Genomic DNA, 23,727 nt, shown 5'->3' with positions numbered 1-23,727 from the left:
CGGGGCGGACGACGGCACAGGGGCGGACGGAACGGCTTCCGGCGGCGCGGTGGGCGGTTCCGACGCCGCGGGGGACCCGCCCGGGGCAGGCGTCGGGTCCGACCAGCCCAGGTAGGCGCCGCAGTTGCCGCAGAAGTCGTCCGTGGGGCCGTTGAGCGCCCCGCACGAGGGACACGCGCGCATGGGCGTCACCTCTCTTCGTCGGTGGGTGGGCCGGGGAGGATCTCCACCCGGCAGACGGTGTGCACCGGGCACATGGCCCGGACGATCCGGTGGACCCGGTCCGGGTCGATCCGTGCCTCGTCGCGGCCCGGCCGGACGCGGACCAGGGGCCCGGCGGGCTCGTGGGCAGGCAGGGCGGCTCCGGGAGTCGCGGACCAGGCCGCGCCGCCGCCCCCGGTCACCTCGGCGTCCACGCCCAGCGCGAGCCGCAGGCCCTCGACCAGCCCGCGCGCCGTACCGCGCCACCGGTGCAGCTCCACGGCGCGGGACACCGCCTCACGCCGCAGTTGCAGTGGCCGCCGCGGGTCGTCGACGACACCGACCCAGGACGCCAGCCAGGCCAGGAAGTCGTCCGGGGCCACCTGGGGGTCGAGGTAGGCGGCCAGGTTGTCCAGGGTCGCGAACACCGGGGCGAGCACGGTGTCGAGGCCGGCCGTGAACCGCTGCGCGAAGTCGTCGTCGGCGTACAGGGCGGGCAGCTGGGCGCCGATCGGGTACCGGCTCGGCAGGCCGGGGACGGCGGCGCGGCTCATGCTCCCGCCTCCGGCCGGGAGGAGGTGACGACCACCTGGTGCTGGTAGGAGAAGACCAGCGCGCCCTCGGCGACGTCGATGCGGTCCGTCGGCGTGCCGCGCCGGCCGGTGATCGGGTCGGCGGGGAAGAGCCGGATGTCCTCCACGAGGGCGTCGCCCGCGGCGCGCTGCAGCACGCCGAAGACCTCGCCGTACTGCACCGGCCGTCCGAACGGCCACCCGGTGCCGTCCAGGCCGCCGTGCAGCGGGTTGAGGTGCCGGAACAGGGCGTCGAGCGACGCCTCGCGCACCCGGTCGACGTCGCCCGGCGCCGCAGTGAGCCGCGCGACCACGGTGACGCCCTGGTAGACCGGCGGTTCGACCACCAGGCGGGTGCCGATCAGGCGCCGCTCGTCGAGGCTCTCGGTGATCGCCCGCAGGACCTGGTCGGAGGGGATCAGCTGCTCGAAGCGGAGCCGGTCGTCGCCCTCGTCGGCCACCGCGTCCGGCACCACCAGGACCCGGACCGCGCCCGCTGTGTCCTCGGCGGGCAGGCAGCGGACGCGGCGCGCCGAGGGCGCCGCCTGACGGCTGATGACCTCGTAGTCCTCGGCGGTCACCGCCCGCTCCTGCGTCCGCAGCGCCCGCGGCGCGCGCAGTCCGGCGTTCTCCACGGTCTCCCCCGCGACGCCGCCGCGCGCCGCCTCCCGGTTGACGACCCGGGCGACGTACGGGACGGAGGAGCGCAGCACGGAGATGGCGCCACGGGCGACGTTGCCCTCGGGGCCGCCGCCGGTGCGGTAGCGGGCCACCCGCACCTGGGCTCCCTTGGGCGGGACGGCGCCGCACTGCCGCAGCGTGCCGTCCGGCTCGCGCAGCACCGGCGGGAAGCCGAACTCCCCGGCGGTGGCGTCCACCCGCACGTGCCGGTCGTCGGGACCCGAGCGGCCGAAGTGCTCGACCACGTCCCAGCGTTGCCAGCCCTCGTCCGTGGACACCTCCACCACGGGCGGCTCGCCGTCGAGCAGGACGGGCGGGCGGCCGAGCCGGAACGACTGTCCGGCGACCCCCTCGGAGGTGCCGAGCGGCACGTCGGTCACGGTCTCGGCGTGTTCGACGGACATGGTGCCGCCCACGGTGAACACCGCCGCCTCGCGCACCGTGGGCGACTCCGAGTAGAACGGCTGGCCCGGCTCGGCCTCGGTGACGCGGCAGCGCAGCCAGCCCGCCCGGGTGCCGCCGATCACCGACGCCGTGTGGCCGGCGGGCACGTACACGACGACCTCGCCGGGTCTGTTCAGCCCTCCGGTGGTGTCCGGGCCGGTCTCGCAGGCCCGCCAGCCGCCGCCGTCCCACGCCTCCCAGGCGAGCGGCGGCTGACGCGGGTCGACGCCGACGCCCTCCACCCGGCTGTCCAGGCGCACTGCGACGATGCAGCCGGGCACCGCCGTCGGCAGGCCGAACAGCAGGGCGTCGCCCGGCTCCGGCGCGGCCTGGAAGCAGGGGATGTCGCGTCCTTCGGCGAGCGTCCCGGTCCGGTCGGTCTGCTCACCGCCGCGGTGGGCGGTCACCAGGCGGGTCAGCTCGCTGGGCAGGATGTGCAGGTCCCCCGTGGTCGTGAAGACCACGGACTCCTCCGCCTCACCGGGTGCGGTGGTCACCTCGGTGCCCGCGGGCAGCGTCACCGTGTCGGGCTGCGGCGCCGAGAGCCAGAAGTCGACGTCGGCCACGGCCGCGGCCGGCGGGAAGAGGCGGATGCCGAGCAGGTCGAGGAAGGCGATGTAGTTCTTGTCCGGCACCCGGTTCAGCCGGTACAGCAGCTGGTCCACCAGGTACGCGAACGTCTCGATCAGGGTGACGCCCGGGTCGGAGACGTTGTGGTCGGTCCATTCCGGGGCGCGCTGCTGCACGTACCGCTTCGCCTCGTCGACGAGTTGCTGGAAGCGCCGGTCGTCCAGGTTCGGGGAGGGCAGGGCCATCAGTCGGCGACCAATTCCTCGGCCCCCTCCTCGGAGGGGATCGTGTAGAAGGGAAAGACCAGGTTGCGGCGGTCGTTGGTGGACCGCACGGTGTAGCGCACGTCGATGTAGAGGGTGCCGTCCTCGACGGCGTCGAAGGCGACCACCACGTCGTCCACCGTGATGCGCGGCTCCCAGCGTTCGAGGGCCTCACGCACCTGCTGGGCGATGCGTCCGGCGGTGGCGCCGTCGCCGGGGGCGAAGACGTAGTCGTGGATGCCGCAGCCGAACTCGGGGCGCATCGGGCGCTCGCCCGGTGCGGTGCCGAGCACCAGGCGGATCGCCTCCTCGATCTCCCGGCCGCGGTCGACCAGGGCGATGCCGCCGGTCGGCCCGACCCGCAGCGGGAAGGCCCAGCCGCGTCCGATGAACCGTTCGCTCATCACACTCCCCCGATCAGGACGTTCGGGGCGCCGGTCAGGATCACCGCGCCGCACACGGTCCGGTCGCGCGCCCGCGCGGCGGGCAGGCCGCCGATCAGCACGGTGGCGGCGACCGGGTTGGGCAGGATCACGTTGGCCGGGCCCGTGGCCGCGTGCGGCGGTACGGGACAGGTGTGGAGGCTGCCCACGACGGCGGCGGGCCGGCCGCCGATCAGCACGCGGGCCACGGTCGCGGCGGCGGCGGGCGGCGGCGTGGCGATCACCCCGCCGTGGGCGGTGGGGTCACCGGTTCGGGCTGCGGCCGGCATGCGTTGCTCCTCGGGCGTCGGCGTCGGGGGTCTGGACGGGAACGGGTCGACAGGGTGCGTGACATGGTCAGTTGATGCGGATGAGCTTCGCCTTCAGGATGCCCAGCAGGCCGCCGTCGACGGTGACGTCCTGGCTGCCGGTGACGTTCACCGAGCGGCCGCCGACCTTCACCCCGACCCGGCCCTGGATGTCCACGTTGCGGCCCGACACGCTCACGTTGCCGCGCCCCGCGTCCAGGGTGATGCCCTGCTTGTCGAGCAGGACGGAGGTGAGGGGCCGCCGGCCCTTGGCGAAGACCGTGAGCTCGATCCGGTCGCGCCGGTCGTCCAGGAAGACCTCGAGACGCCCGTCCCCGGTGGTGAGCCGGAGACCGGAGGGGCCTGGCGCCCGGGCATCCAGCAGCTCCACCCGGTGCCCCGAACGCGACACGAAGGAACGGCGGTTGACCTTGCCGGTGGTCCCGTCGACCAGCGGGACGTCGTGCGGTGACGGCTTGTCGACCCCGTTGTAGAGGCCTCCGATGACGTACGGACTGTCCAGCAGGCCCTGTTCGAAGCCCACCAGCACCTCGTCGTTGACCTCGGGACTCACCACGCCTCCGCCACCCTTGCCGCCCCACTGCACGGTGCGCACCCAGTCGGTGGTGTACGTGTCGTCCAGCCAGGGGAAGCGCAGCTTCACGGCACCGGTCTCGGCGCCGCCCGGCTCGCGGACGTCCGTCACCACGCCGATCGCGAGTCCCGGCATGCGCGGCCCGCGGCCCGGCGCGTTGGCGCCGGTGACCAGGCCGGTCAGGGAGCGGTCCGGGCTGGCGCTCACCCACACCGTCGTCCGGTATCCGCCGTGCGGTTCCAGGACGTGCTGGACGGCCGTCGCCGTGTACCTGCCCGAGAACGCCTGCCCGACGTTGCCGAGCGCCACCGGCTTGCCCGCCCTCAGCCGCGGGTTGCCCTCGGCCACCGCCTCCAGCTCGCCGAAACCGGCGCTGACCTGGGCGGCCGTGGCGGCGGCCGCCGCCGTCGTCTCCGCCTGGGTGCGGTACGGGGTGTCGGTGACCGTCAGCTTCGACGACCTGCCGAACCGGGCCGCGAACGCCGGGCTCAGGCCCGGCACCACCGTGTCGCTGTCCACCGACGGCTGCCGGGCCACCAGCGGCCGCTTCGTGGTCACGTCCCAGCCGCGCACCTCCACCTGCGCGGCACCGTCCGCGGCCGACAGCGAGGCGCGCAGCGCCAGCAGGTTGCGGCCGTACTCCAGCACCATCGGGTTCCGGGCGGCCGAGGTCGACGGCGCGGGCGCCCCGGACGCCTTGCGCGGCTTGGTGAACTGGAGCAGGCCCTTCTCGTCGACGCGGACCTGCGCGCCGCTCTCGGCCGCCAGGTGCTGGAGGAAGTCCCAGTCGGACACGTTCGCCTGGGAGAGCTGCCGGTAGGTGACCGGCGCCGCCTCCACGGTCCCGCAGGCCAGCCCGGCCCCGGCGGCCACCTTGCGGACGATCGCCGCCGCGGTCATGTTCCGGTAGGCGACCACCTTGCGGCCCCGCTGGAGGCGGTGGGCCTTGGAGAAGGCGCGCACCACCGTGAACGAGCCCGTGCGGTCCCGGTCCACCTCGAGGGCGGTCACCTCGCCGTCGAAGAGCCGTTCACGGGCCTGTCCCGACACGGTCACCACCGAGACCCTGAGCGGGGTGCCGATGGTGATGCCGACGGCCCGCAGGAACTCGTGGTCGGGGTCGCGGAAGGTGAGCTGTGCCGCGTCGGGCAGCCCCACGTTCTCGTCCACCACGCAGCTCACCAGCTGGGCGGCCCAGACGGGCGGCAGTTCGCCGGGCGTCTCGATGACCGGGTCCGCCGCGAACGACCGGCCGCCCTGTGCTCCGGATGGGCTCACCGTTCCTCCTCACCGCCCGCGTCGCGCAGGCCCGGCACCACCAGTTGGGTGCCGGGCGCCAGCGCCATCGGGTCGTCGATTCCGTTCGCCTCCGCGATGACCCGCCAGGCCGTCGCGTCCCCGTACTCCCGCCAGGCCAGCAGGGCAAGGCTGTCGCCGGCCACCACGGTGTGCGTGCTGCGGGCCGTGCGCGCGCCCGACGTCGGGTTCTGGCCCGGCGGGTCGACGCTCGCCTCCTCGATGGACAGGGAGCAGGTGGCCCGCAGCGGCTTGCCGTCCACGTCGAACAGCGTGTAGCTCACCGAGAGGCTGGTGAGGACCCCGTCGAACGAGGTGGTCCGCGCGCTCCCCCACTCGAACCGCACCCACGGGCTGGCGGGCTTCTTCCGGCCCAGGCTGGCCGGGGTCGGCACGCACGCCTTCATCAGCTTTTCCACCGCCTGTTCTACGGAGTTGTCGTGGGTGGCGGTGGCGTCCAGGAACACCTGCAGGCTCAGCTCGCGGGGGCCGCTGCCGACGAACTCGGGCAGCGCCGACTGCTCCGCCATCCGGGACGGGGAGCGCCGCCACTCGGTGCTCTTGCGCAGTTCCAGGGTGGAGGGGTTGAACTGCAGGTCGAGCCGCGCGATCGTGCCGCCCGGCTTGGCGCCGACCGAGGCCGGGGGCTCCTTCAGCGTCAGCTGGGCCCTGGCCCTGCTGGAGCGGACCGCTGGGGACATCCGGTGCCTCCTTTCCGTGCGGCGGGTGGGTGGTGGGTGGGGCGGGCGGGGTGCGGCGGGCCGGCGGGTGGTCGTGTCAGGACCAGCGCAGGCCTTCGTGGGCGATCTCCAGGCTTTCGACGGCCGCCGCCGGGTTCGAGGGGTCGAAGGACGGCCCCTGCCAGCGCACCGGGACGATCCCGAACACCTGCCAGCTCACGATCGGGGTCAGGTCCGGCCTCAGGGCCACGATCTCGCCGTCCTTGGGCTCCACCCGCTTCAGCGTCTCGTCGAGCCAGCGCCCGATCTTCGCCGAGTCGGCGGTGACCGGCCGGGTGAGGGTGATGTTCGACCAGGTGACGCGTCCGGGCAGGTGCCAGGTGAAGCCGTTGTTGCCGCCCTCGGCGTAGCTCTCCATCTCGACCTCGGCGCCCATGCCGGAGCAGGTGTGGAACGCGCCCAGGTCGTCACCGCCGATCGCGAGCCGGAAGAACACGCTCGTCGCGAAGATGCTGTCCGTCATCCGTCCGCCATCCGTTCCCTGACCTCGTCCGCTTCCTGGCCCTGTTCCGTTCCACCGGGCCTGTTCGTTCCGTGACCGCGCCTGCCGCGGCCCTTGCCGCCGCCGTGGTCTCAGCGGCGTCCGTCGTGCGGGCGGCCGGTGCGTTCCCGGCCGCGCCGCAGTTCGGCGCGGAGCAACCGGGCGACCGGATCGAGCAGGCGGCGCGCCAGGTCGTCGAGGTCGAGGCCGGGATCCTGTGCCGGATCGGCACCGCGGGCCCTGCTGCCGGCGGGGGCGGAGGCGGAGCCCGTGGTGTGCGCCGTGACGGGCGCGGACGCCGACCGGGGCCGGCCACCCGCCGGTCCCGCCTTGGCGGGCCCGCCCTGTGGTGGACGGTTACCGGCAGCGGTGGTGGGGCCTGCTCCGATGCCCGGGCCGGTGCGCTGGACGGCGGGGGCCGCGCCGCCGCTGCCGCCGTCGGATCCGGTGCGCCTCCAGCGGACGACAGGTACGTCGCCCGCCGGCACCGGGGTCGCCGACGTCGCGGCCGGGAGCCCCGCGGGGGGCGCGGCCTGCGGTGCGGTCACCGGCAGGGTCCGCGCCGGTACGGCGGCGGACGGCGCGGGCGCACCGGGCCCGGGGGCCCCGGAGGAGGGCGGCGCGGGTCGTACGACGGGGACGCGCTGGACGGGGGCCGGGCCACCGGTGGACCGCGCAGCCGCGCCGACCGGTGCGGGACCGCCGGTCGCGGCACGCAGGTTCGGCGGCCCGGCGGGGGTGGGCGGTGCGCCACCGGAGTGGGACAGGGGCGTGCGGCCCGGGACGGTCCCGCCCGCGGCCGAAGCGGCGGCAGACCGGGCCGACATGGCGCGGGCGGAGGCATCCGGGGTGGTGGCAACCGGTGCGGCGGCATCCGGGGTGGTGGCCCAGCGCGCCGCGACCACGGGTCGGCTGCCCGCCCGGGTCGGGGGCGGGAGGGCGCCCTCCGGGAGCCCGGTGTTCAACGGGAGCGGGCGGGCGGCGAGCAGGGAGAGGCTGCGCGACACGGGGAGCGGCCGCGTCCCGACCACGCCCGGCGGCCGGCGTCCCCCGCCGCCGGGGGCCGGCGGGACGTCCTCGGCCACCCGCCGGGCGGCGACGAGCGGGACCGGGCCCGCCGAGCCGGCCGGGGCTCCGTGGGACTGCCCGGCGACGGAACGCGGCCCACCCGGGGATGCCGTGCCGTGCTGCCGCTGTGCTGCGGGCGCGGGGCCCGGCGCGGTGACGGCGGTCGCCTGCACGGGACTTCCGGTCACGGTGGCGGGCGGAGGCGGCGAGACCAGGGGCGTGGCGGGGCCCTCTCCTTGGTGCGCGGTGCCGGGCCGCGTGGTGCTCGGGTCCGAGGAGCCGGCCGTGAGGCTGCGCTGCACGCCGCCCCTGCCCAGCAGCGGCGCGGCCGCCGTCGGGCGGGAAGCGGGACCGGTGGGCGTCCTCCCGCCGTGTGCCGTGCCCGGCACCGCCCCGGGGGCGGAGGCACCCGTCACGTCGGCGCTCGGCGGCAGCGCGGGCAGCGGTGCGCCCAGGCCGCCGCGCGCGCGTGCGCCGGTGCGGGCCGAAGGCCGGTGCGACGTACCGGGCGGTGCGACGGCGCCGTCCGGGAGGCCGCCGCGGGCCGGCGTGTCCGTCCCCCCACTCCTGGGCCCACTGCTGGGGCCACTGCTGGGCGAGGAGCCCTCGCCACCGCTCGCGCCGTCCGCGCGGCGCTGGACGACGGGCAGCGCGGGACCGGACACGCCCCGGCCGCCGGGGACGGGCGGCGGGACGGCGGCATTCTGGGCCAACGGCACTGCGGTGGGCGGGAGTTCACTGAGCGGCGCGCCGAGCGGCGCGCGGTTGACCGCGCCCCGCACCGGGGTGGCCGGGCGCGCTTCCGGCCCGGCCGGCGCGGTCGTGGCGGTGCGGGTGCCGGCGTCCGGGAGGGTGACGGGCCGCAGGGCGGGCACGCGGCGCACCGGTCCGGCCGGGCGCCGGGCGACGGTCAGGGAGGGCCCGGCCGGGTGGAGCCGGACGGAGGGACGGGGCGCGGCGGCGGCGTCCGGGCCGTCCGCGCTCCGCGGCGCACGCCCACCGGTACCGGAGGGGGACCGGGACACACGCGCGGAGTCCGTCCGGGGCGCACCGGACCGAGTCCGCGGGGCAGGGCCGTCGGCTGCGGGCCGGACCGGGACACCGTCGGAGGCGACGCTCGGGACCGGTACCACACGCCGCACCAGCGGGATCTCCGGCAGGGTCGCCCCACGGCCGGCGTCGACGGGCGGCACGACCGGTCCGGTGCCCGGCTCCGCCTCCCGCTGGACGGCGTGAGGCGCTGAGGACGTCCGGGCGGAGAGCACGGCGGGCGAGGACCCGGACGTCAGACCGCGCTCGCGCGGAGCGTCGCCCGTACCTCCGCCGCCGGTGGCGCCGGCACTTCCCGGACGCGCCACCACGGACTCCGCACCGGCCGGAACCGGACCGGGCGAGGCCGCACCGGACCCAGCCGCCGCACCGGACGAGGCCGTGGCCGCACCGGACGACGCCGAGTCGGAAGCCCGCGCTCCCGGCCCCGTCCGTCGCGCGACCCGCGGAGCCCGGTCGGCCGACGACCGTGCCGCGCCCCCCGCAGCCCCGGCACCACGCACGCGGGCGTCCGACGCAGGGGCGTCCACCACCCCCGGGTCCGCCGCGCCGCCGTGCTGCCCGTCGGCCCCCTCAGCCCGCAGCGACCGCAGCAACAGCGGCCCCCCGCCGGTGCGGGTGACCTGCGGAGCGGCCGGGCGGGTGACGCCGCGCACCAGGCCGGTCGGTGCCGTGGGCAGCACGGCGTGACCGAGGCCGGAGTCGAACGAGGGATTCTGCCAGGCGGCGAGGTCGGCCCGGAAGGCGAGGCCGTCACTGACACCGAGCGGGGCCCGGGAGACGGTGAGCCGCGGCGGTGGGGTCCGGCGCCAGCCGCCGTCCCAGTCGCCGGGCACGGAGTAGATCCCGGCGTCGGGCGCGCTCCGGTCCGGGCCCTCGCCGGACGGGCCGCCCGCTGCGGCCACGGAGCGTTCGGTGCGCCGCGCGGGGTCCGCGGCGGTCGGTCCGGCGGCCCGGCGGCGCAACCTGTCCCGCCATGCCATGTGCTCAACCGCCTTCGTTCACACGGGTGTTGATGCGGGCGATCTCGGCCACCCACTGACGGCGCTCGTCGTGGGTCAGGTCGAGGATCTCCTCGCGGGGCCAGTGGAAGTGATAGGCGACGTACGCGATCTCCTCCCGGAGCCGGGGAAGGGCGTACGTCACGATTCCCCCAGGCGCCCGCCCGAGAGGTCGACCTCGAAGCCGCCCTCGCAGTGCGGGCAGGTCACCGCCGCCCGGGTGTGCCCCTCGCTGTTGACGCGGCGGTAGAAGTCCTGGAGGAAGGCCACGTCGGTGGCGTACATCCTCTCCACGATCCCGGCGTGCACGTCGGTGACGGAGCCGATCCGGGTGATCACCTGGCTCAGCAGCACCACGCTCAGGTATGCGGGGTTCTCCTTGACCCGCAGGTCGATCTGCGGCCGCAGTTCGTCCCGGGCGGTGGCCAGGCGCATCGCGCCGTGCCGGTGGACGGTGCCCGCCTCGTCGACGTAGCCGCGCGGCAGCTCGAACTCGAACTCGGTGCGCAGCCCGTGGTCCTCCCTCGGCGGCGGGGCGGCGGCGGGCGGTGCCGCCGGCTGCTCGGTCGCCTGGGCGGGTGCCGTCACCTGGAGGATCTCCTCCAGGTTGCCCGCCGTCACCGTACGGCGCCTCATTCGACGACGATCTCCTCGAACACGATGGTGACGGTCTCGGTGGCGTGGGAGGACTCCCCCGCCTTCAGGGACGGGCCCTCCCACTTGGAGGCCCAGCCCTGCATCAGCTGGATGCGGCGGACCGTGCTGCCCTCGGTGTCCTTGATCTCGATGGTGATGTTCTGGCGCGCGGCGTTGACCGCGCCGTTGTTCAGGGTCTCCTTGATCCAGTTGGTGAACTCGCTGCTCTGGTCGAGTCCCCGGGTGATGGTGATCTCACCCGCCTGCCGGCCGCCGGGCTGCTTGCGGATGATCTGCTTGCCCTCGGCGCTGACCTGCTTGATCTCGACGACGTCCTCCTCGACGGTCAGCCCGCTGATCTCCTGGATCGACTCGACCAGGTAGCCACCGAGTTGCACGCCGAAGACGTGGGTGGAGAGCGCATCGCCCGTTGCCATGACTGTCTGTCACCTTTCCTTGCGGAGCCGTTGCCCGGTCCCCGGGATCACTCGTCGATGAGGCTGGTGCTGTCGGAGAACTGGGCCAGCCGGAACACCACGAACTCCGCGGGCTTGACCGGCGAGACGCCGATCTCGCAGACGACGCGGCCCTGGTCGATGGACTCCTGCGGGTTGTTGTCGCGGTCGCACTTCACGTAGAACGCCTCTTCGGCGGTGCGGCCGAACAGCGCGCCCCGGCGCCACTCCTCGGTGAGGAACGCCGTGACGTTGCGCCGGATGCTCGACCAGAGCCGGTCGTCGTTCGGCTCGAAGACCACCCACTGGGTGCCCAGGAGGATCGACTCCTCCAGGTAGTTGAAGAGCCGGCGCACGTTCAGGTAGCGCCAGGCCGGGTCCGAGGAGAGGGTGCGGGCGCCCCAGATGCGGATGCCCCGGCCGGGGAAGGCGCGGACGCAGTTCACGCCGATCGGGTTCAGCAGGTCCTGCTCGCCCTTGCTGAGCCGCAGCTCCAGGTCGACCGCGCCGCGGATCACCTCGTTCGCGGGCGCCTTGTGCACGCCGCGCTCGGCGTCGCTGCGGGCCCACACGCCGGCGATGTGACCGCTCGGCGGGACGGTGGTGTTGCGGCCGGCGGCCGGGTCGAAGACCCGCACCCACGGGTAGTACAGGGCGGCGTAACGGGAGTCGTAGCCCGCCTCGTCGTTGCGCCAGGTCCGCACCTGCTGGGCGGTCAGCCCGGGCGGGGTGTCCAGGACGGCCACCCGGTCGCCCATCTGCTCGCAGTGCGAGATCACGGCGAGCTGCACGGTGCGCACGCCCTCGGCGTCGATGTCGCCGCGCTGGTGGGCGCTCATCAGGTCCGGCACCGCGACCATGGTGATCTCGTCGATGGCCTCCAGGCCGCCGAAGCCGGTGCGGTCACCGGCGTCGCCGACGTACTCGGCCGCGCCGAGGCGGGCCACCTCGCCGGAGCCGGAGGACGCGGGCGCGGCCGGCGCGTCGGTCAGCGCCACGGTCTGGTTGGCGGGCCTGGTCTGCGGGGCGCCCTGCTGTTCGGTGACCTCGACGAGCTTGGAGGCGCGCGCCTGGTTGACCAGGTACCCCTTGACGTTCTTCCGGGTGGAGACCTCGTACGTCTCCGCCACCTGGTCGCCCCGGCGGACCAGGAACCTGAAGCGGTCCTCCGGCGGGTTCTCGCCGTCCGCGTCGGCGATCTCCACCGACACGCCGGTGACGCCCGGCCGGGCCGCGACCAGGAAGCCGCCCAGTTCGGCCGGCCGGGCCGCCTCGGTCGCCTGCGCCGCCGGGGCGGAGGCGTCGTCCGGGGAGCCGCCGACACGCACGACGTACGCGGTGCCGCCGCCGTTGGCGAAGTAGCCGTGGACGGAGTGGGCGAGGTAGGTGCCCTCGGTGAAGCCGCCGAAGGTCCGGGTGTACTGGTCCCAGCTGGTGACCAGCGTCGGCGTGTGGAACGGGCCGGTCTCGGCGAACCCCACGAACGCGGCGACCGCGGTGCCCACCCCCTCGATGGGCCGGGCACCGGACTGCACCTCCTCCACGTACACGCCCGGGGTGAGGTACGTCGGCATGCTCGCTCCTTCGGGTCCTGCGGTTCCTGGCGGTTCTGTCACCTGTGTCCAGGCCGAGTCTGCGGGGCGGAACCACCAGGTGACAGGGCCGTGCGGACCTGGCCGGAGGCAGCGCCGCTGCCCCTGGCCGCACGCGACGACCGCCCGGTCGCCCCTCGGGTGTGCCCCCGCTCTGCCCCTCGGGGCATGGACGTCCCGGGGATCCGCGCGTTCCACTGGAGGCCGCACCCGGGGTGCGTCGACGAGGAGGCAGCAGATGCGGACGTCCAGGTCGCGCGCCGAGCAGGAGGGCAACGAGCGGCCGGCCGCCGGTCCGGCAGCCGGCCGTAAGGCGTCCCCGGGCGGCGCCGCCGTACCGCCCCCGCTCACCGCCGGCTCCCTCCACGCCGCCCAGCGCGGCGCGGGCAACGCCGCGGTGACCGCGATGATCGCCCGCCGGGCCCGCCCGGGGACGGCCGAGGAGGAGCACGACCACGGGGTGGGTGACCACGGGGTGCACGACATCCTGCGCTCGCCCGGCAAGCCGTTGGCCGCGCCGGTGCGCCAGGACATGGAGTCGCGGTTCGGCACCGACTTCTCCGACGTCCGCATGCACACCGGCCACGCCGCCGCACGCTCGGCCCGCGCCATCGGCGCCCGCGCCTACACCTCGGGCAGCCATGTGGTGATCGGTGACGGTGGCAGTGACCGGCACACCCTCGCCCATGAGCTCACCCACGTCGTCCAGCAGCGTCAGGGCCCGGTCTCCGGCACGGACAACGGCGCGGGCCTTGCCGTGTCCGACCCGTCGGACCGCTTCGAACGCGAGGCCGAGGCGAACGCGCACCGGGTGATGGCCGGCCCGGCACCGCAGGCCCCGTCGTCGCACGACGGGGCCGCGCCGACGGCGACCGCCGGTGCCGATCCCGCCGTCCAGCGCCGTTCCGCGACCCCGCTGGCCGACCAGATCGGTGACGAGGCAGTCACGGCCGACGTGTCCACCGCCGTGGCGCGCTACGACAAGCTCAAGGATTTCGACCTGCAGCTGCAGATCCAGGAACTGCGGGCGATCCAGGCGCTGCTCCCCGACGCACCCGGTCCGGTGCGGGACACGGTGGCCGCCGAGCTGCGGTTCGTCACCGGCGAGCTGGAGACCCTCCGGACGACCCTGCAGGGGGAGGACGGCGCCTACGACCTGATGACGCAGCAGGGGCTGCTCTGGACGGAGGAGGCCTTCCCGTACAACACGGGTGCCATGGAACGGACCGGGCGGCCCTATTTCGAGGCGCTGTCGGCGATGAACCTGGAAGGTCTGCAGGCGGAGAACGCGAGCCCGGCGGACGCCGAGTGGTACGGGCGGATGCGCGGTCAACTGGAGCAGGAGCTGCGCACCTTCGTCGTCCGCCACTACACCCCGGAGAAGAGGGTCAAGGGCCTCCTCGGCGACGGCATGCAGTCCCGGGCAGGCCTCGAGGCGTATCACGGGGGCGGCGAGAACAACACGGACCCCTACGACGTCCACGTCCTGGCCAACACGGGCTTCGTCTTCTTCTACCTCGAGGCGCCCGACGCCGCGTTCCGCGAATCCCGCTTCACCGGGCCCGGCGCGGGTGGCGACGAGGGGCGCAAGACCCGCATCACCTTGGGCCTGGAGGAGTCGGGCCTGCTCAGCAAGGGCTGGATCATGCTCAGCGACTTCTCGGCACGGGAGTTCCCGACCTTGCTCGCGAAGCGCGACCCGGCCGTCGAGCTGCAGAGCGTCTCGAAGAACGTCAACCACTTCATCAAGAACAACAAGGGCTTCGCCAGACTGCGCGAGCACAAGCGCGACGGGATCGGCGGGACGCCGGCCCCGCAGGACGTGACCCAGGAACGCCGCACAGAGTGGAACAAGGTGCGAGGCCAGCTGGCCGACGAGGCCAAGGGCAGGCAGGTGTACACCGGCCCCAAGGTCGGGAGGGAGCCGGCCGCCAAGGTGGAGCGCCCCGAACTGCTGCACCAAAACCTGCTGGTCGGCCGGGACATCGTCCCCGGCCTGGTCGAACGCGCCCTCGCCGAGGTGCACCGGATCGACGAGGTCGATCCCAAGGCGGGGCAGGTGCTGCGCGCCAAGAACGCGCGGGACCTGCTGCTCTTCCTCCTCAAGGACGTGATCCGCCCCCAGGCCATGGTGCCGGGCCCGGTCCACGTGGAGGAACGGCACATCGAGTACGCCTGACCACCCCGGGGAGGACGGGCCGTCAGGCCTCGGTGGCTGCCGCCAGGTGGGGTCCGAACTCGCTGGGCAGGATCAGGCGGCCCAGCTTCCGGTACTCCTGGGCGATCGCGGTGATCAGCTGGCGCATGGTCAGCGCGATGCCGGTCTCCGCCGCGAGGTAGGCCGCCGTCACCGCGCAGGAGCGGATGGACCCGCCGGCCAGCTCGAAGCGGTCCGCGCAGAAGGCGAGGTCGAGGTCGTCGGCCCGGGGCAGGCGGTCGCCCAGGCAGCGGTCCCAGAGGGCGAGGCGCTGGCCGGGGTCCGGCACCGGGAAGTCGGCCACCACGTCCAGGCGGCGGGTGAACGCCTCGTCGAGGTTGGCCCGCAGGTTGGTGGTCAGCACGGCGATGCCGTCGAAGGACTCCATGCGCTGGAGCAGGTACGCGGACTCGATGTTGGCGTGCCGGTCGCGCGCGTCCTTCACCTCGGAGCGCTTGCCGAAGATCGCGTCGGCCTCGTCGAAGAGGAGCACGGCGTTGACCGCGGAGGCCTCCGTGAAGATCCGCTCCAGGTTCTTCTCGGTCTCCCCGATGTACTTGTCGACCACGGTGGACAGGTCGACGACGTACAGGTCCATGCCGAGGTCCGCCGCGACGACCTCGGCCGACATGGTCTTGCCGGTGCCGGACTCCCCCGCGAACAACGCGATCACGCCGCGTCCCCGCCCGCCGCCGGGCCGCATGCCCCACTGCCCGAGCACCTGGTCGCGGTGGCGGGCGCGCAGCGCGAGTTCGCGCAGGCGGCGGTGGGTCGTCGGCGGGAGGACCAGGTCGTCCCAGCCGACCCCCGGTTCGACCCGGCGGGCCAGACGGTCGAGTCCCGCGCCGTTCTGCGCGCGCACGGCGGCGCGCAGGTCGTCGGGGCCGACCGGACGGCCCGCCAGGGTGGCGGTGCGCACCGCGACGTCGGCCGCGCGGCGCAACTGCGCGGAGTCCAGCCGGTGGGCGGCCACCGCCCGGGCCAGCTCGTCGACGCCGACGGCACCGCCGGTGCCGGTGCCGGTGCTGGAGGCCGCGACCCGGTCCAGGACGTGGCGCCAGCGCTCGGCCTGCCGTTCGGGTGAGGGGGCCGGCGCGGTCAGCACGACGGGGCTGTCGGGTGCCCAGAGCGGGTCCCAGCCGCCGGAGCCGTGCGTCAGGAGGGGAAGGCCGCGCAGCGCGCCGCACACCGCCCGCAGCGTCCGCGCCCGGTCGGCGGGCTCCCCGGCCAGCGCCTCCAGCGGGCCGAGGACGACACCGCCCCCCGTCAGACGGCTCTCCAGCGCGGCGAGCCGCGCCACCTCGGGCACGTCGCCGGGGCGCCGGGCGAGCGCTGCCGCGTCCAGGACGAGCGGGCGCAGCCCGGCCGCGCGCAGGGCCGCGACGGCCAGGCCCTCCGCGTCGCCGCCCCGGCTGCGCAGGTGGACGAGACCGCTGCCGGTGCCCGCGGCGGCCGCGGCCCGGTGGACCTCCGCGGGGTCGGCGGCCGGGTCCTCGTACGCCTCGCCGAGCAGGCCGGCGAGCCGGGCGTCGGGCCGCGCCGCGCCGAGGAGGTGCGCGGTGACCCGGTCGGGGACGGCCAGGACACGGGAGAGCGGCGGCCGTTCCGGCTCGGTGACCGTCAGCAGACCGCCGTCGACCAGCGGCGCTCCTGCGGCGAGCCGGAACCTGCCGGGCCCCGCGGAGGAGAGCCCGCACAGTTCCAGGGCGAGCCCGACCGTGGGCCTGCGGCGCGTCAGGTCGTCGTTGAGGTAGCCGTAGAGCGGCTCGAACCGCGCGTCCAGGTCGGGCGCCACCGCGACCAGGAGCAGGTCCAGTTCCAGCGGCGACAGCCCGAACCGCGCGGCGAGCCCGCCGAGGACGGAACCGGCCGGCGGCTGCCAGGGCTCGTGGCCGGGCACGCCCAGACCGCCCGGCTCGTCCAGGATGCGGGCCACCGCCTCGGGGGTGAGGTACTGCCCGCGGTACGGGTCGCCGGGGTCGGGGTCGGCGGCGCGCCGTACCGCCACCGCGTGCCGCACCCGTTCCTCGACGGCGCGCAGCCGGGCCCACAGCGGGTCGGCGCCGGCCGCGGGTTCACCTTCGCCGTCCGGGTCGGCGGGCGACGTACCGGCGACTGCCGCACCGGACCGGGCGACGGACGGACCGGCGTCGGCCGCCCGGTCGGCACGTCGGGTGGTGGACCGGGCCCGGACGGCGTTCCCGGCCCCCGGGCCGGTCACGGGCCCGGTTCCCGGCTCGGTCCCCTGCTCGTTCGCGGTCCCGGACTCGGTCGCGGTGCCCGGCTCCGTCCCGGTCCCGGGCTCGGTCGCGGTGCCCGGCCCGGTCCCGGTCCCGGGCTCGGTCGCGGTGCCCGGCTCCGTCCCGCTCCCCGGCACGGTCCCGATCGCCGGCTCGGTCGTGGCCTGGGCGTCGGGGTGGTCGCACGGCGGCGGGTCGGCGGCGTGCGTCATGGCTGGCGGTCCCCCCGGCGGCGGCGCCGGGCGGGCGCGGCTCCCCGCTCGCGGGGGCCGGCGAAGCCCTCCGGACCGGGATCGCCCGTCTCCAGGTAGCGCAGCCGGCGCCCGGGCTCCGTCTCCCCGCCCCCGTGCCGCGCGGCGGACCGCACGACGAGTCCCTCGGTGACCGGCGGGGCGGTGGCCGTGGTCGCCCCGGCGAGCGGCGCCCGCACCCGCACTCCGAGGGAGGCCTTCAGCTCCCCGCCGAGCGCCGACCACACGTCGGCGGCGGCCGGTACGTCGGCCGCCGCCCCCGCGGTGTCGAGGGCGACGGTCAGGCCCAGCTCCGCGAGCGTGCCGGTGAGCAGCCGCGTGGGGAGGGTGTCGGTGGCCACCAGGCAGGTGAGCACCTCCGAGAGCAGCCGGTGCTCGTCCTGCGGGCGGCTCGCCCACGCCGTGACGAGGTACGTCAGCTCGAACCACCGGGGCGGCGTGCGTCGCGCCACGAGGTGCCCGTCCGCGTCGTACACCTCGCCGGCGCCGCTGCCGCGCCGGACGGCGTCCTCGCGGATGTCGTACAGGAAGACGCAGACCGTCGGTGCGCTGCGCCGCGCTGCCCAGTCCCGGGTGGGCGCGTCGAAGACCACCTCGACGCCCGACGCCTCCAGGCCCGACTCCCCCAGCAGCCGGCGCAGTCCCTCGTCGACCTCGTGGATCACCGGCGGGTCACCTCGTCGGGCGGCTGCACGCTGCCGGTGACCACCAGGAAGTCGGTCCTCACCGGGGAGAAGCCGGGGCCCCGGGCCGTGATGACCCGCGGACCGGTCCGGTCCTTGGCGAGAACGAGCAACTGGCCGGTGAACGTGCCGTCCGGCTTCGGCACGGTGGGCGCGGCCGCCGCGGTGATGCCCGGCTTCCAGGCGAACCGCACCGGCGCTCCCGGCGGGAAGTCCTCGCCGCGCACCGAGGTGACGAAACCGGGCTTGCCGATGTCCGGCACCGCGACGATGCGCGGCTGGAGGATGCGCAGCCGCTGCCGGGCGGTGTTGTCACCGCGGTCGGCGTCCGTCCCGGTGGTGGTGAGTTCGCCGGTGACCCGGCCGGTCAGCGCCTTGTCGGGGCGCAGGACGACCCGGACGACGGTGCTCGCGCCCGGCTCCAGGTCCGGCAGCGCGCACGACCATGAGGCGTCGCAGCCGGGCGGCCGCTTGCCGGCCGGGATGCCCGCGGGCAGTCCGACGCGCAGCCGCAGTCCGGTCGCCAGCGCGTTGCGGCCGTTGCGCACGGTGTACGTCACCACGACCCGCCCGCCGACGTAGCCGGGGTTCGGCTGTGCGGTGACCCGCACCCCGGGCCCGGCCGCGGGCGCGGGCGGCTCCGGGGGCACGGTGGCCGGCGGCGCGGTGGTGGGGGGCGGGGTGGTGGGCGGCGCGGTCGGCGTGGGCGTGGGGGTGGGCGACGGGGTCGGCGTCGGCGGGGCCTCACGCACCGGCACCACGGTCCGGCCCGCGTTGTCGTCGGGCCGCGGGTCGAGGACGGTGCCGGTGACCGACCAGCCGACCTGCGCGTCGCCGGGGACGAGCCCGGTGAGGGTGACGTCGACCGGCACCGTCGTGCCGGGCGGCACCACACCGAGGTCGCACTGGAGGGAGGCGGCGTCGCAGTCGTCCCCGGGCCAGGTCATCGCAGTGATCTGGACGCCGGCCGGCGGCGCGACGGTCAGCCGGGTGCCGGGCGAGGCGGCGGGGCCGTTGTTCACCACGTCGACGCGGACCGTGGTGGAACGGCCGACGGTGACCTCCCCGGTGCCGTCGGGCGCCCGGACCGCGAGGTCCACGGACTGCTGGACGCTCGGCTCCTTCTGGCGGCCCGGGAGGGCGCCGGTCAGGGAGACGAGGTCGCCGGAGGCGATGTCCAGGAACTTGATGCTCTCGGGGCTGTTGGCGGCGACCCGGGCGCGGGCGCTGAACACCAGGCCCGCGCCGTCGGCCGTCCAGGCGGCGTCGCGCGGCTGGTGCGGGCCGGTGTCGGTGGTGTCCGGCAGGTCCCGGCCGCAGGCGCCGGCCTGGTCGCGGGCGGCGGCGGGCAGCAGGACCCGACACGCGTCGCCCGACACGGTCGTCACGAGGATGCCGTTGCGCTCGTCGATCCGGCCGCCGCCGCTCTTCCGGTTGAAGGCGATGCTGCGCCCGTCCGGGGAGAAGGCGGGGCTGTCGTCGATGACCTCGCAGTCGCCCGGGCAGATCTCGTCGCTCAGGTCGTGCTGCTTGCCCGGGTCGGCCACGGGCACGGTCCAGATGTGCTTGCTGCCGCCGCGTCCGCCGATCACGTGGTCACGGGTGAAGGCCAGGGTGGTGCCGTCGGGGGACCAGGTGGGCTGGGCGTCTTGGCCCTTGAAGTCCCCGGGCGGGGTGATCCTGCCGGTGATATCGCCGCTCGCCGCGTCCGCTATGAGGATGCGGCTGGTCCCCGCGGCCTCGCCGACGCCGCCCGGCGACACCCGGGTGAAGGCGAGCCGCTTTCCGTCCGGCGAGAACGCCGGGTCGGTGTCCCAGTCGTCCGGGCCGCGTTCCTGGAGCGGCAGGTAGCCCGGCTTCGCGCCGTCCGCGTCCACGATGCGGATCCGCTCGGTCCGGCGGTCCCCGGCGCCTTCGAACCGGGTGAACACGATCCGGCGGCCGTCGGGCGTGTAGCTCTGCCGCTCGGTCCACGGGTCGTATCCGGCTCTCGGCCGGAACAGCGGGTCCTTGGCGGGGTCGGTGTTCGTGTCCGCCTCCGGGTCCTCCGTCAGGATCGTCTGCCCCAGGTCCCGTGGATCGGCCCCGTCGAGCCGCACGTCCTGCAGCGTCGCCACGTGCGGTCCGGATGCCGTGGTGCGCTCCACGACCGCGCGGCCCCCGTCCAGCGGGCCGAGCCAGGTGGGCGAGAGGACCTCGCGGTCCTCGTCGAGCACCAGCGCCGGAGTGGCGGCGGAGTAGGCTGGCGTCCGGAACACGTGGTCCCAGTCGCCCTCGCACTCGCAGGTGATCTCCGGACTCAGGAACAGCACCTCGTCCCCGCCGGGCAGCCACGCGGGTCCGTGGGCCCGCCACTCGGCCCGTGCGCCGCCGAGCAGCGGCTTGTCGGTGGACCCGTCGGTCCCGTCGGTCACCCGCAGCCGGGTGCCGTTCTGCCCGTATCCGGCGGGGGTGGAGGTGTAGGCGATGAGGTCCCGGTGCTCGTCGTCGTCGACCGGGTTCCACACCGGTTCGGTGGCCGTCCCCCTCGCGGGGTCGGTGACCCGCACGGCGTCCCCGCCGGCCAGGGGCCGCACGTGGATCTGCCGGCCGGCCGAGGGGTCGCTGTCCGTGGAGTACGCCAGGCGCCGCCGGTCCGGGGAGCCCGGGGAGCCCGGGGAGCCTGGGGAGCCCGGGGAGACCGTCGGCCACTCCTCGTCGGCGGGGGTGTCGGTCAGCTGCACCAGTCCGGTGCCGTCGGTGCGCACCAGCCACAGGTCGCGCTGGCTCCCGCCGTCCGCGCCGCCGGGTCCGGCCGAGTCGAAGACCACGGACCCGCCGTCCGGCGTCAGCCGCGGGTGTGCCGCGTTCATGCCGTGGGTGAGGCGGAGTGCGGAGCCGTCGGCGGACCGCAGATAGACCTGCGGGTTCTTCTCGTCGCGGCGGCTCGTGAAGACCAGCCGGTCGCCCAGGGCGGACGGCTGCGCGTCGAAGTGGGCCGGTCCCGGGTCGGACAGGGGGACGCTGGAGGTGGTGGTGGCCACCTCACCGAGGCTGCGATGCCGGGTGCCGGCGTAGGCGACCCGGGTGGCAGCGGCGTCGCGGGTGGCAGCGGCCGCGGCCACCCGCGACGCGGACGCCGCGTCGTCCTGCCCGGACGCCGCGGTCACCCCCAGCAGCGGGAGCAGCAACAACGACACCACACCGAACCGCCCCAGGCGGTACCGCCTGCCGGGGCCAGCGGTTCTCATCACGGTCTCCCTAGCAGTCTGCGCGGCATCCGGACGTGCCCCCGCCACCCTGCGTCACCTCGCGCGCGCGGTGGCAGGGCGGCGGGGCCATACCCGGGGGAAGCGCGCAGTGCGCTTTCGGGCAGCACCCGTTCCCGGGCCGGACGTGCCGGAGGTGCTGGGCCGGACGTGCCGGGCCGGACGTGCCGGGGCCGTCAGATCAGGCCGTTGCGCAGCGCGTAGCCGACCGCGTGGGCCCGGTTGCGCAGTTGCAGCCGCGTGATGATCTCGTGCAGGACGTTCTTGACGGTCCGCTCGGAGTAGGCGGTCTTGCGGGCGATCTCCGTGGTGTCCAGGCCCTCCGACACCATGCGCAGCATGTCCGCCTCCCGCGCGGTCAGCGTGGACAGGGACACCCCCCGCGGGTCGAGCGCCGAGCGCTGGAGACTGCCGACGTGGGTGAGCAGCTTCCCGAGCAGGTCGCCGGGCAGCACCCCCTCGCCGTTGGCTATGGCCATGACCAGGCGCAGGAGCTGATCCTGGTCGGCTTCGGCGCGCCGCAGCACGGCCGCCACACCGCACTCGATGACGCGCTGCAGCGAGCCGGGGCCGAGGGTCGCGACCACCAGGCCGGTACGGGTGCGGGAGTTGTGCCGCAGCTTGTCCAGCAGGGCGGCCACCTCGTCGTCGACGTGGTCCACGACCACCAGCGACACCTCCGCCAGTTCGGCGTCCAGGTCGGCGACCAGATCGACCTCGGGGCGCTGGCGCAACTGCTGGACGACGCCCAGGCGCAGGACCGGGTCCGCGGCGTAGACGCCCACGGTCACGCGCTCGGGGCGTTCGGGGCGGGGCGCGCTCCGCGTGGTCCAGGCCTGCGTGGGCATACGTGTCGGGGCGGGCGTGGGGGCCGAGTCGGCCGGTGCGGCCTTCACAGTGGTGGGCATGACGGCTACCTGTCTGACGTGAGGGGGGTGAAGTCGTGCGGCGGTGCGGGGTGGTGGGGGCGTGTGAGGGAAGGCGGCGCCCGCGAGCTACCCGACCGTGGCGACGGCCGCCGACTCCTGCCGCGGGACGTGCGTGACCGCCGGGGCACCGTGACTGCCCGGGGTCTGCCCCCGCGCCCGTCGTGACGGCCCGGGCACGGCCCTAGCGTGGCGGCGTGACGCCTTCTGCAGCCTCTTCCCGTTCCGGCGCTCCCGGTCTCGACATCCCGGAAGTGACCGTGGCACCGGGTGACACCGCCACGACCAGTCTCACCGTCCGCAACGACAGCGACATCGTCGAGGCGTACAGCCTGGAGATCGTCGGGGACTGCGCCTCCTGGACCACTGTGGAACCCGCTCGGGTCTCGCTCTATCCCGGCACGTCCGAAACGGTGACCGTCCGGCTCGCCCCGCCGCGTTCCTCGGAGGTCCGGGCCGGCGAGATGCCCCTCGGCGTGCGGGTCCTTCCCGCCGAACATCCCGACGCGGTGCGGGTGCTCGAAACCACCGTGCACGTGGAGGAGTTCCGGGAGCTGCACAGTGAGCTGGCCCCCCGGCGTCGCCGCGGCTGGCTGCGCGGCCGCTACCGGCTGGCCGTGCAGAACCGGGGCAACTCGCCGGTGGAGGTGGGCTTCACCGCCGCCCAGGCCGGCGAGGAGCTGGGCTTCGCCTTCACTCCGGCGGATCGCAAGCTCGATCCGGGCGAGTCGGCGGAGATCGGCCTGCGTGTCCGCATCGGCACCCCGGTGTGGTTCGGCGCCCCCGTGGTGTGGCCGTTCACCGTCGACACCACGGACACCACGTCCACGGCCACCGCGAAGTCCGGCGACCAGGAGCCCCGGCCCGACGAAGCGGTCGTCCGGACGCCGTTGGACGCCGAGTTCGTCCAGATCCCGGTGTTCCCACGGTGGCTGCTCGTGGTGCTCGCGGCGCTGCTCGCCCTGTTGCTCGCCTGGTTCACACTGGTCCGCCCGGCGGTACGCAGCGCGGCCAAGGAGGCCGCCGCCGAGGCAGTCGCACCGAACCCCTCGGCCGCCGGGGAGCAGGGAGCGGAAGGACAGCCCCAGGGCGCCGGCGCCGCCTCCGGGTCGGGCACCGACGCCAAGGGCCAGGGGACGGGGGCGTCCGCCGGAGCAGGCGATGGCGCCTCGGTCGAGAACGGCGCCGCGGTCACCGGCGGCCCCCAGATCTCCGAGACCATCGACGTGCAGACGGCCGGCGGGGAGACCAAGACCGGTACCTACCAGGTTCCCGCGGGCAGTGTCCTCGGAGTGACGGACATCGTTGTCGCCAACTTCCAGGGCGACGAGGGGCTGCTGACGATCACCTTCGGCGATCGCAAGATCACCACGATCGCGCTGGAGACCTTCCGCAACCAGGACTACCACTGGGTGACCCCCATCAAGATCGCCGAGAACGAGACCGTGACCATCGAAGTGACCTGCGGGAAGCCCGGGACACCGGCGTCCGGCCGACAGGCGAAGGAGTGCCACGAGGTTCTGAACGTGAGCGGCGTACTCAGCCGCATCACACAGTGACTCCGGTCCCACCCCTCAAGCATTGTCGGACGAATTGCCCTCTAGCTCTCAAGAGTTGACTCTTGTTCCGACCGGAAACAATCAGCATGGGTCCGGAAAGCGACACCTCGACCCCCGGCCAGGGGGCGATGCCTGTCCGGTTCGCACTCCCAAGTGGCGACCTCGCCGTCCCCGGTTCTTTGCGCCTGCACCTCTAGGCTCTTCTGCCGGCCGACCGGCTTATCGGGACGCAAGGGCACAGGTGAGAT

The 23,727-nt window shown here is 75.1% G+C and carries 18 protein-coding genes; 2 read left to right on the top strand and 16 right to left on the bottom strand.

Annotation, left to right across the window (positions count from 1 at the left end; genetic code table 11):
• Positions 1–188 precede the first annotated feature (188 nt).
• From Sfr03f_RS07310 to Sfr03f_RS07260, 12 genes are all read right to left on the bottom strand, one after another.
• Positions 189–755 (bottom strand): phage tail protein, encoded by a 567-nt coding sequence (locus Sfr03f_RS07310; RefSeq protein WP_108952837.1) that lies wholly within the window; start codon positions 753–755, stop codon positions 189–191.
• A complete protein-coding gene (locus Sfr03f_RS07305; RefSeq protein ID WP_108952836.1) occupies positions 752–2,713 on the bottom strand; it encodes a putative baseplate assembly protein in 1,962 nt (653 codons plus the stop codon). The genes Sfr03f_RS07310 and Sfr03f_RS07305 overlap by 4 nt, the downstream gene beginning before the upstream one ends.
• Positions 2,713–3,135: a GPW/gp25 family protein gene (locus tag Sfr03f_RS07300; protein WP_108952835.1), complete on the bottom strand. Its 423-nt coding sequence runs from the start codon at positions 3,133–3,135 to the stop codon at positions 2,713–2,715. Before Sfr03f_RS07300 ends, Sfr03f_RS07305 begins: the two co-directional genes overlap by 1 nt.
• The gene (locus Sfr03f_RS07295) at positions 3,135–3,443 is read right to left on the bottom strand and encodes a PAAR domain-containing protein (RefSeq protein WP_108952834.1); all 309 of its coding nucleotides are present in this window, start codon (positions 3,441–3,443) and stop codon (positions 3,135–3,137) included. The genes Sfr03f_RS07300 and Sfr03f_RS07295 overlap by 1 nt, the downstream gene beginning before the upstream one ends.
• A 67-nt stretch (positions 3,444–3,510) precedes the next feature.
• Positions 3,511–5,334 (bottom strand): VgrG-related protein, encoded by a 1,824-nt coding sequence (locus tag Sfr03f_RS07290; protein ID WP_108952833.1) that lies wholly within the window; start codon positions 5,332–5,334, stop codon positions 3,511–3,513.
• Entirely contained in the window at positions 5,331–6,053 is a 723-nt protein-coding gene (locus tag Sfr03f_RS07285) for a CIS tube protein (protein ID WP_108952832.1), read from the bottom strand. Before Sfr03f_RS07285 ends, Sfr03f_RS07290 begins: the two co-directional genes overlap by 4 nt.
• Before the next feature lie 76 nt (positions 6,054–6,129).
• Complete coding sequence (locus tag Sfr03f_RS07280) at positions 6,130–6,555, bottom strand: phage tail protein (RefSeq protein ID WP_108952831.1); 426 nt, start codon at positions 6,553–6,555, stop codon at positions 6,130–6,132.
• 110 nt (positions 6,556–6,665) lie between these two features.
• Positions 6,666–7,121, bottom strand: a complete 456-nt coding sequence (locus tag Sfr03f_RS30190) for a hypothetical protein (protein WP_159105578.1) — start codon at positions 7,119–7,121, stop codon at positions 6,666–6,668.
• A 2,557-nt stretch (positions 7,122–9,678) separates the two neighbouring features.
• Positions 9,679–9,837, bottom strand: a complete 159-nt coding sequence (locus Sfr03f_RS30535) for a DUF6760 family protein (protein ID WP_164540787.1) — start codon at positions 9,835–9,837, stop codon at positions 9,679–9,681.
• Positions 9,834–10,328, bottom strand: a complete 495-nt coding sequence (locus tag Sfr03f_RS07270) for a zinc-ribbon domain-containing protein (RefSeq protein ID WP_108952829.1) — start codon at positions 10,326–10,328, stop codon at positions 9,834–9,836. Before Sfr03f_RS07270 ends, Sfr03f_RS30535 begins: the two co-directional genes overlap by 4 nt.
• Entirely contained in the window at positions 10,325–10,765 is a 441-nt protein-coding gene (locus tag Sfr03f_RS07265) for a phage tail protein (RefSeq protein WP_108952828.1), read from the bottom strand. The genes Sfr03f_RS07270 and Sfr03f_RS07265 overlap by 4 nt, the downstream gene beginning before the upstream one ends.
• A 47-nt stretch (positions 10,766–10,812) precedes the next feature.
• Complete coding sequence (locus tag Sfr03f_RS07260) at positions 10,813–12,357, bottom strand: phage tail sheath family protein (protein ID WP_108952827.1); 1,545 nt, start codon at positions 12,355–12,357, stop codon at positions 10,813–10,815.
• Positions 12,358–12,613: 256 nt separating this feature from the next.
• On the opposite strand from Sfr03f_RS07260, the gene Sfr03f_RS30865 reads away from it, so the two are divergent.
• Complete coding sequence (locus Sfr03f_RS30865; RefSeq protein ID WP_176586657.1) at positions 12,614–14,554, top strand: eCIS core domain-containing protein; 1,941 nt, start codon at positions 12,614–12,616, stop codon at positions 14,552–14,554.
• Positions 14,555–14,576: 22 nt separating this feature from the next.
• Here the strand turns inward: Sfr03f_RS30865 and Sfr03f_RS07250 are convergent, their stop codons facing one another.
• From Sfr03f_RS07250 to Sfr03f_RS07235, 4 genes are all read right to left on the bottom strand, one after another.
• Positions 14,577–17,024: an AAA family ATPase gene (locus Sfr03f_RS07250; protein ID WP_218028128.1), complete on the bottom strand. Its 2,448-nt coding sequence runs from the start codon at positions 17,022–17,024 to the stop codon at positions 14,577–14,579.
• Entirely contained in the window at positions 17,021–17,728 is a 708-nt protein-coding gene (locus Sfr03f_RS07245; RefSeq protein WP_108952826.1) for a Pvc16 family protein, read from the bottom strand. Before Sfr03f_RS07245 ends, Sfr03f_RS07250 begins: the two co-directional genes overlap by 4 nt.
• Positions 17,725–20,976, bottom strand: coding sequence for a DUF11 domain-containing protein (locus tag Sfr03f_RS07240; protein WP_108952825.1), 3,252 nt, complete (start codon positions 20,974–20,976; stop codon positions 17,725–17,727). Before Sfr03f_RS07240 ends, Sfr03f_RS07245 begins: the two co-directional genes overlap by 4 nt.
• Positions 20,977–21,170: 194 nt before the next feature.
• Complete coding sequence (locus tag Sfr03f_RS07235) at positions 21,171–21,902, bottom strand: helix-turn-helix transcriptional regulator (RefSeq protein ID WP_372514283.1); 732 nt, start codon at positions 21,900–21,902, stop codon at positions 21,171–21,173.
• A 215-nt stretch (positions 21,903–22,117) separates the two neighbouring features.
• Here Sfr03f_RS07235 and Sfr03f_RS07230 point away from each other — a divergent pair, with 215 nt between their 5' ends.
• Positions 22,118–23,479: a COG1470 family protein gene (locus Sfr03f_RS07230; RefSeq protein WP_245967440.1), complete on the top strand. Its 1,362-nt coding sequence runs from the start codon at positions 22,118–22,120 to the stop codon at positions 23,477–23,479.
• Positions 23,480–23,727: the final 248 nt, after the last annotated feature.

It is taken from the genome of Streptomyces fragilis (assembly GCF_003112515.1).
GTDB classification, from domain to species: domain Bacteria; phylum Actinomycetota; class Actinomycetes; order Streptomycetales; family Streptomycetaceae; genus Streptomyces; species Streptomyces fragilis.
Note: the sequence above shows the minus strand (reverse complement) of the source record. Positions and strands in the feature narration are given on the sequence as shown.

Coding starts and splice junctions, on each gene's coding strand:
- Sfr03f_RS07310 (WP_108952837.1), bottom strand. CDS start 755: ATGAGCCGCGCCGCCGTCCCCGGCCTGCCGAGCCGGTACCCGATCGGC.
- Sfr03f_RS07235 (WP_372514283.1), bottom strand. CDS start 21,902: ATGCCCACCACTGTGAAGGCCGCACCGGCCGACTCGGCCCCCACGCCC.
- Sfr03f_RS07300 (WP_108952835.1), bottom strand. CDS start 3,135: ATGAGCGAACGGTTCATCGGACGCGGCTGGGCCTTCCCGCTGCGGGTC.
- Sfr03f_RS07280 (WP_108952831.1), bottom strand. CDS start 6,555: ATGACGGACAGCATCTTCGCGACGAGCGTGTTCTTCCGGCTCGCGATC.
- Sfr03f_RS07265 (WP_108952828.1), bottom strand. CDS start 10,765: ATGGCAACGGGCGATGCGCTCTCCACCCACGTCTTCGGCGTGCAACTC.
- Sfr03f_RS07260 (WP_108952827.1), bottom strand. CDS start 12,357: ATGCCGACGTACCTCACCCCGGGCGTGTACGTGGAGGAGGTGCAGTCC.
- Sfr03f_RS07305 (WP_108952836.1), bottom strand. CDS start 2,713: ATGGCCCTGCCCTCCCCGAACCTGGACGACCGGCGCTTCCAGCAACTC.
- Sfr03f_RS07295 (WP_108952834.1), bottom strand. CDS start 3,443: ATGCCGGCCGCAGCCCGAACCGGTGACCCCACCGCCCACGGCGGGGTG.
- Sfr03f_RS07285 (WP_108952832.1), bottom strand. CDS start 6,053: ATGTCCCCAGCGGTCCGCTCCAGCAGGGCCAGGGCCCAGCTGACGCTG.
- Sfr03f_RS07250 (WP_218028128.1), bottom strand. CDS start 17,024: ATGACGCACGCCGCCGACCCGCCGCCGTGCGACCACCCCGACGCCCAG.
- Sfr03f_RS07240 (WP_108952825.1), bottom strand. CDS start 20,976: ATGAGAACCGCTGGCCCCGGCAGGCGGTACCGCCTGGGGCGGTTCGGT.
- Sfr03f_RS30865 (WP_176586657.1), top strand. CDS start 12,614: ATGCGGACGTCCAGGTCGCGCGCCGAGCAGGAGGGCAACGAGCGGCCG.
- Sfr03f_RS07270 (WP_108952829.1), bottom strand. CDS start 10,328: ATGAGGCGCCGTACGGTGACGGCGGGCAACCTGGAGGAGATCCTCCAG.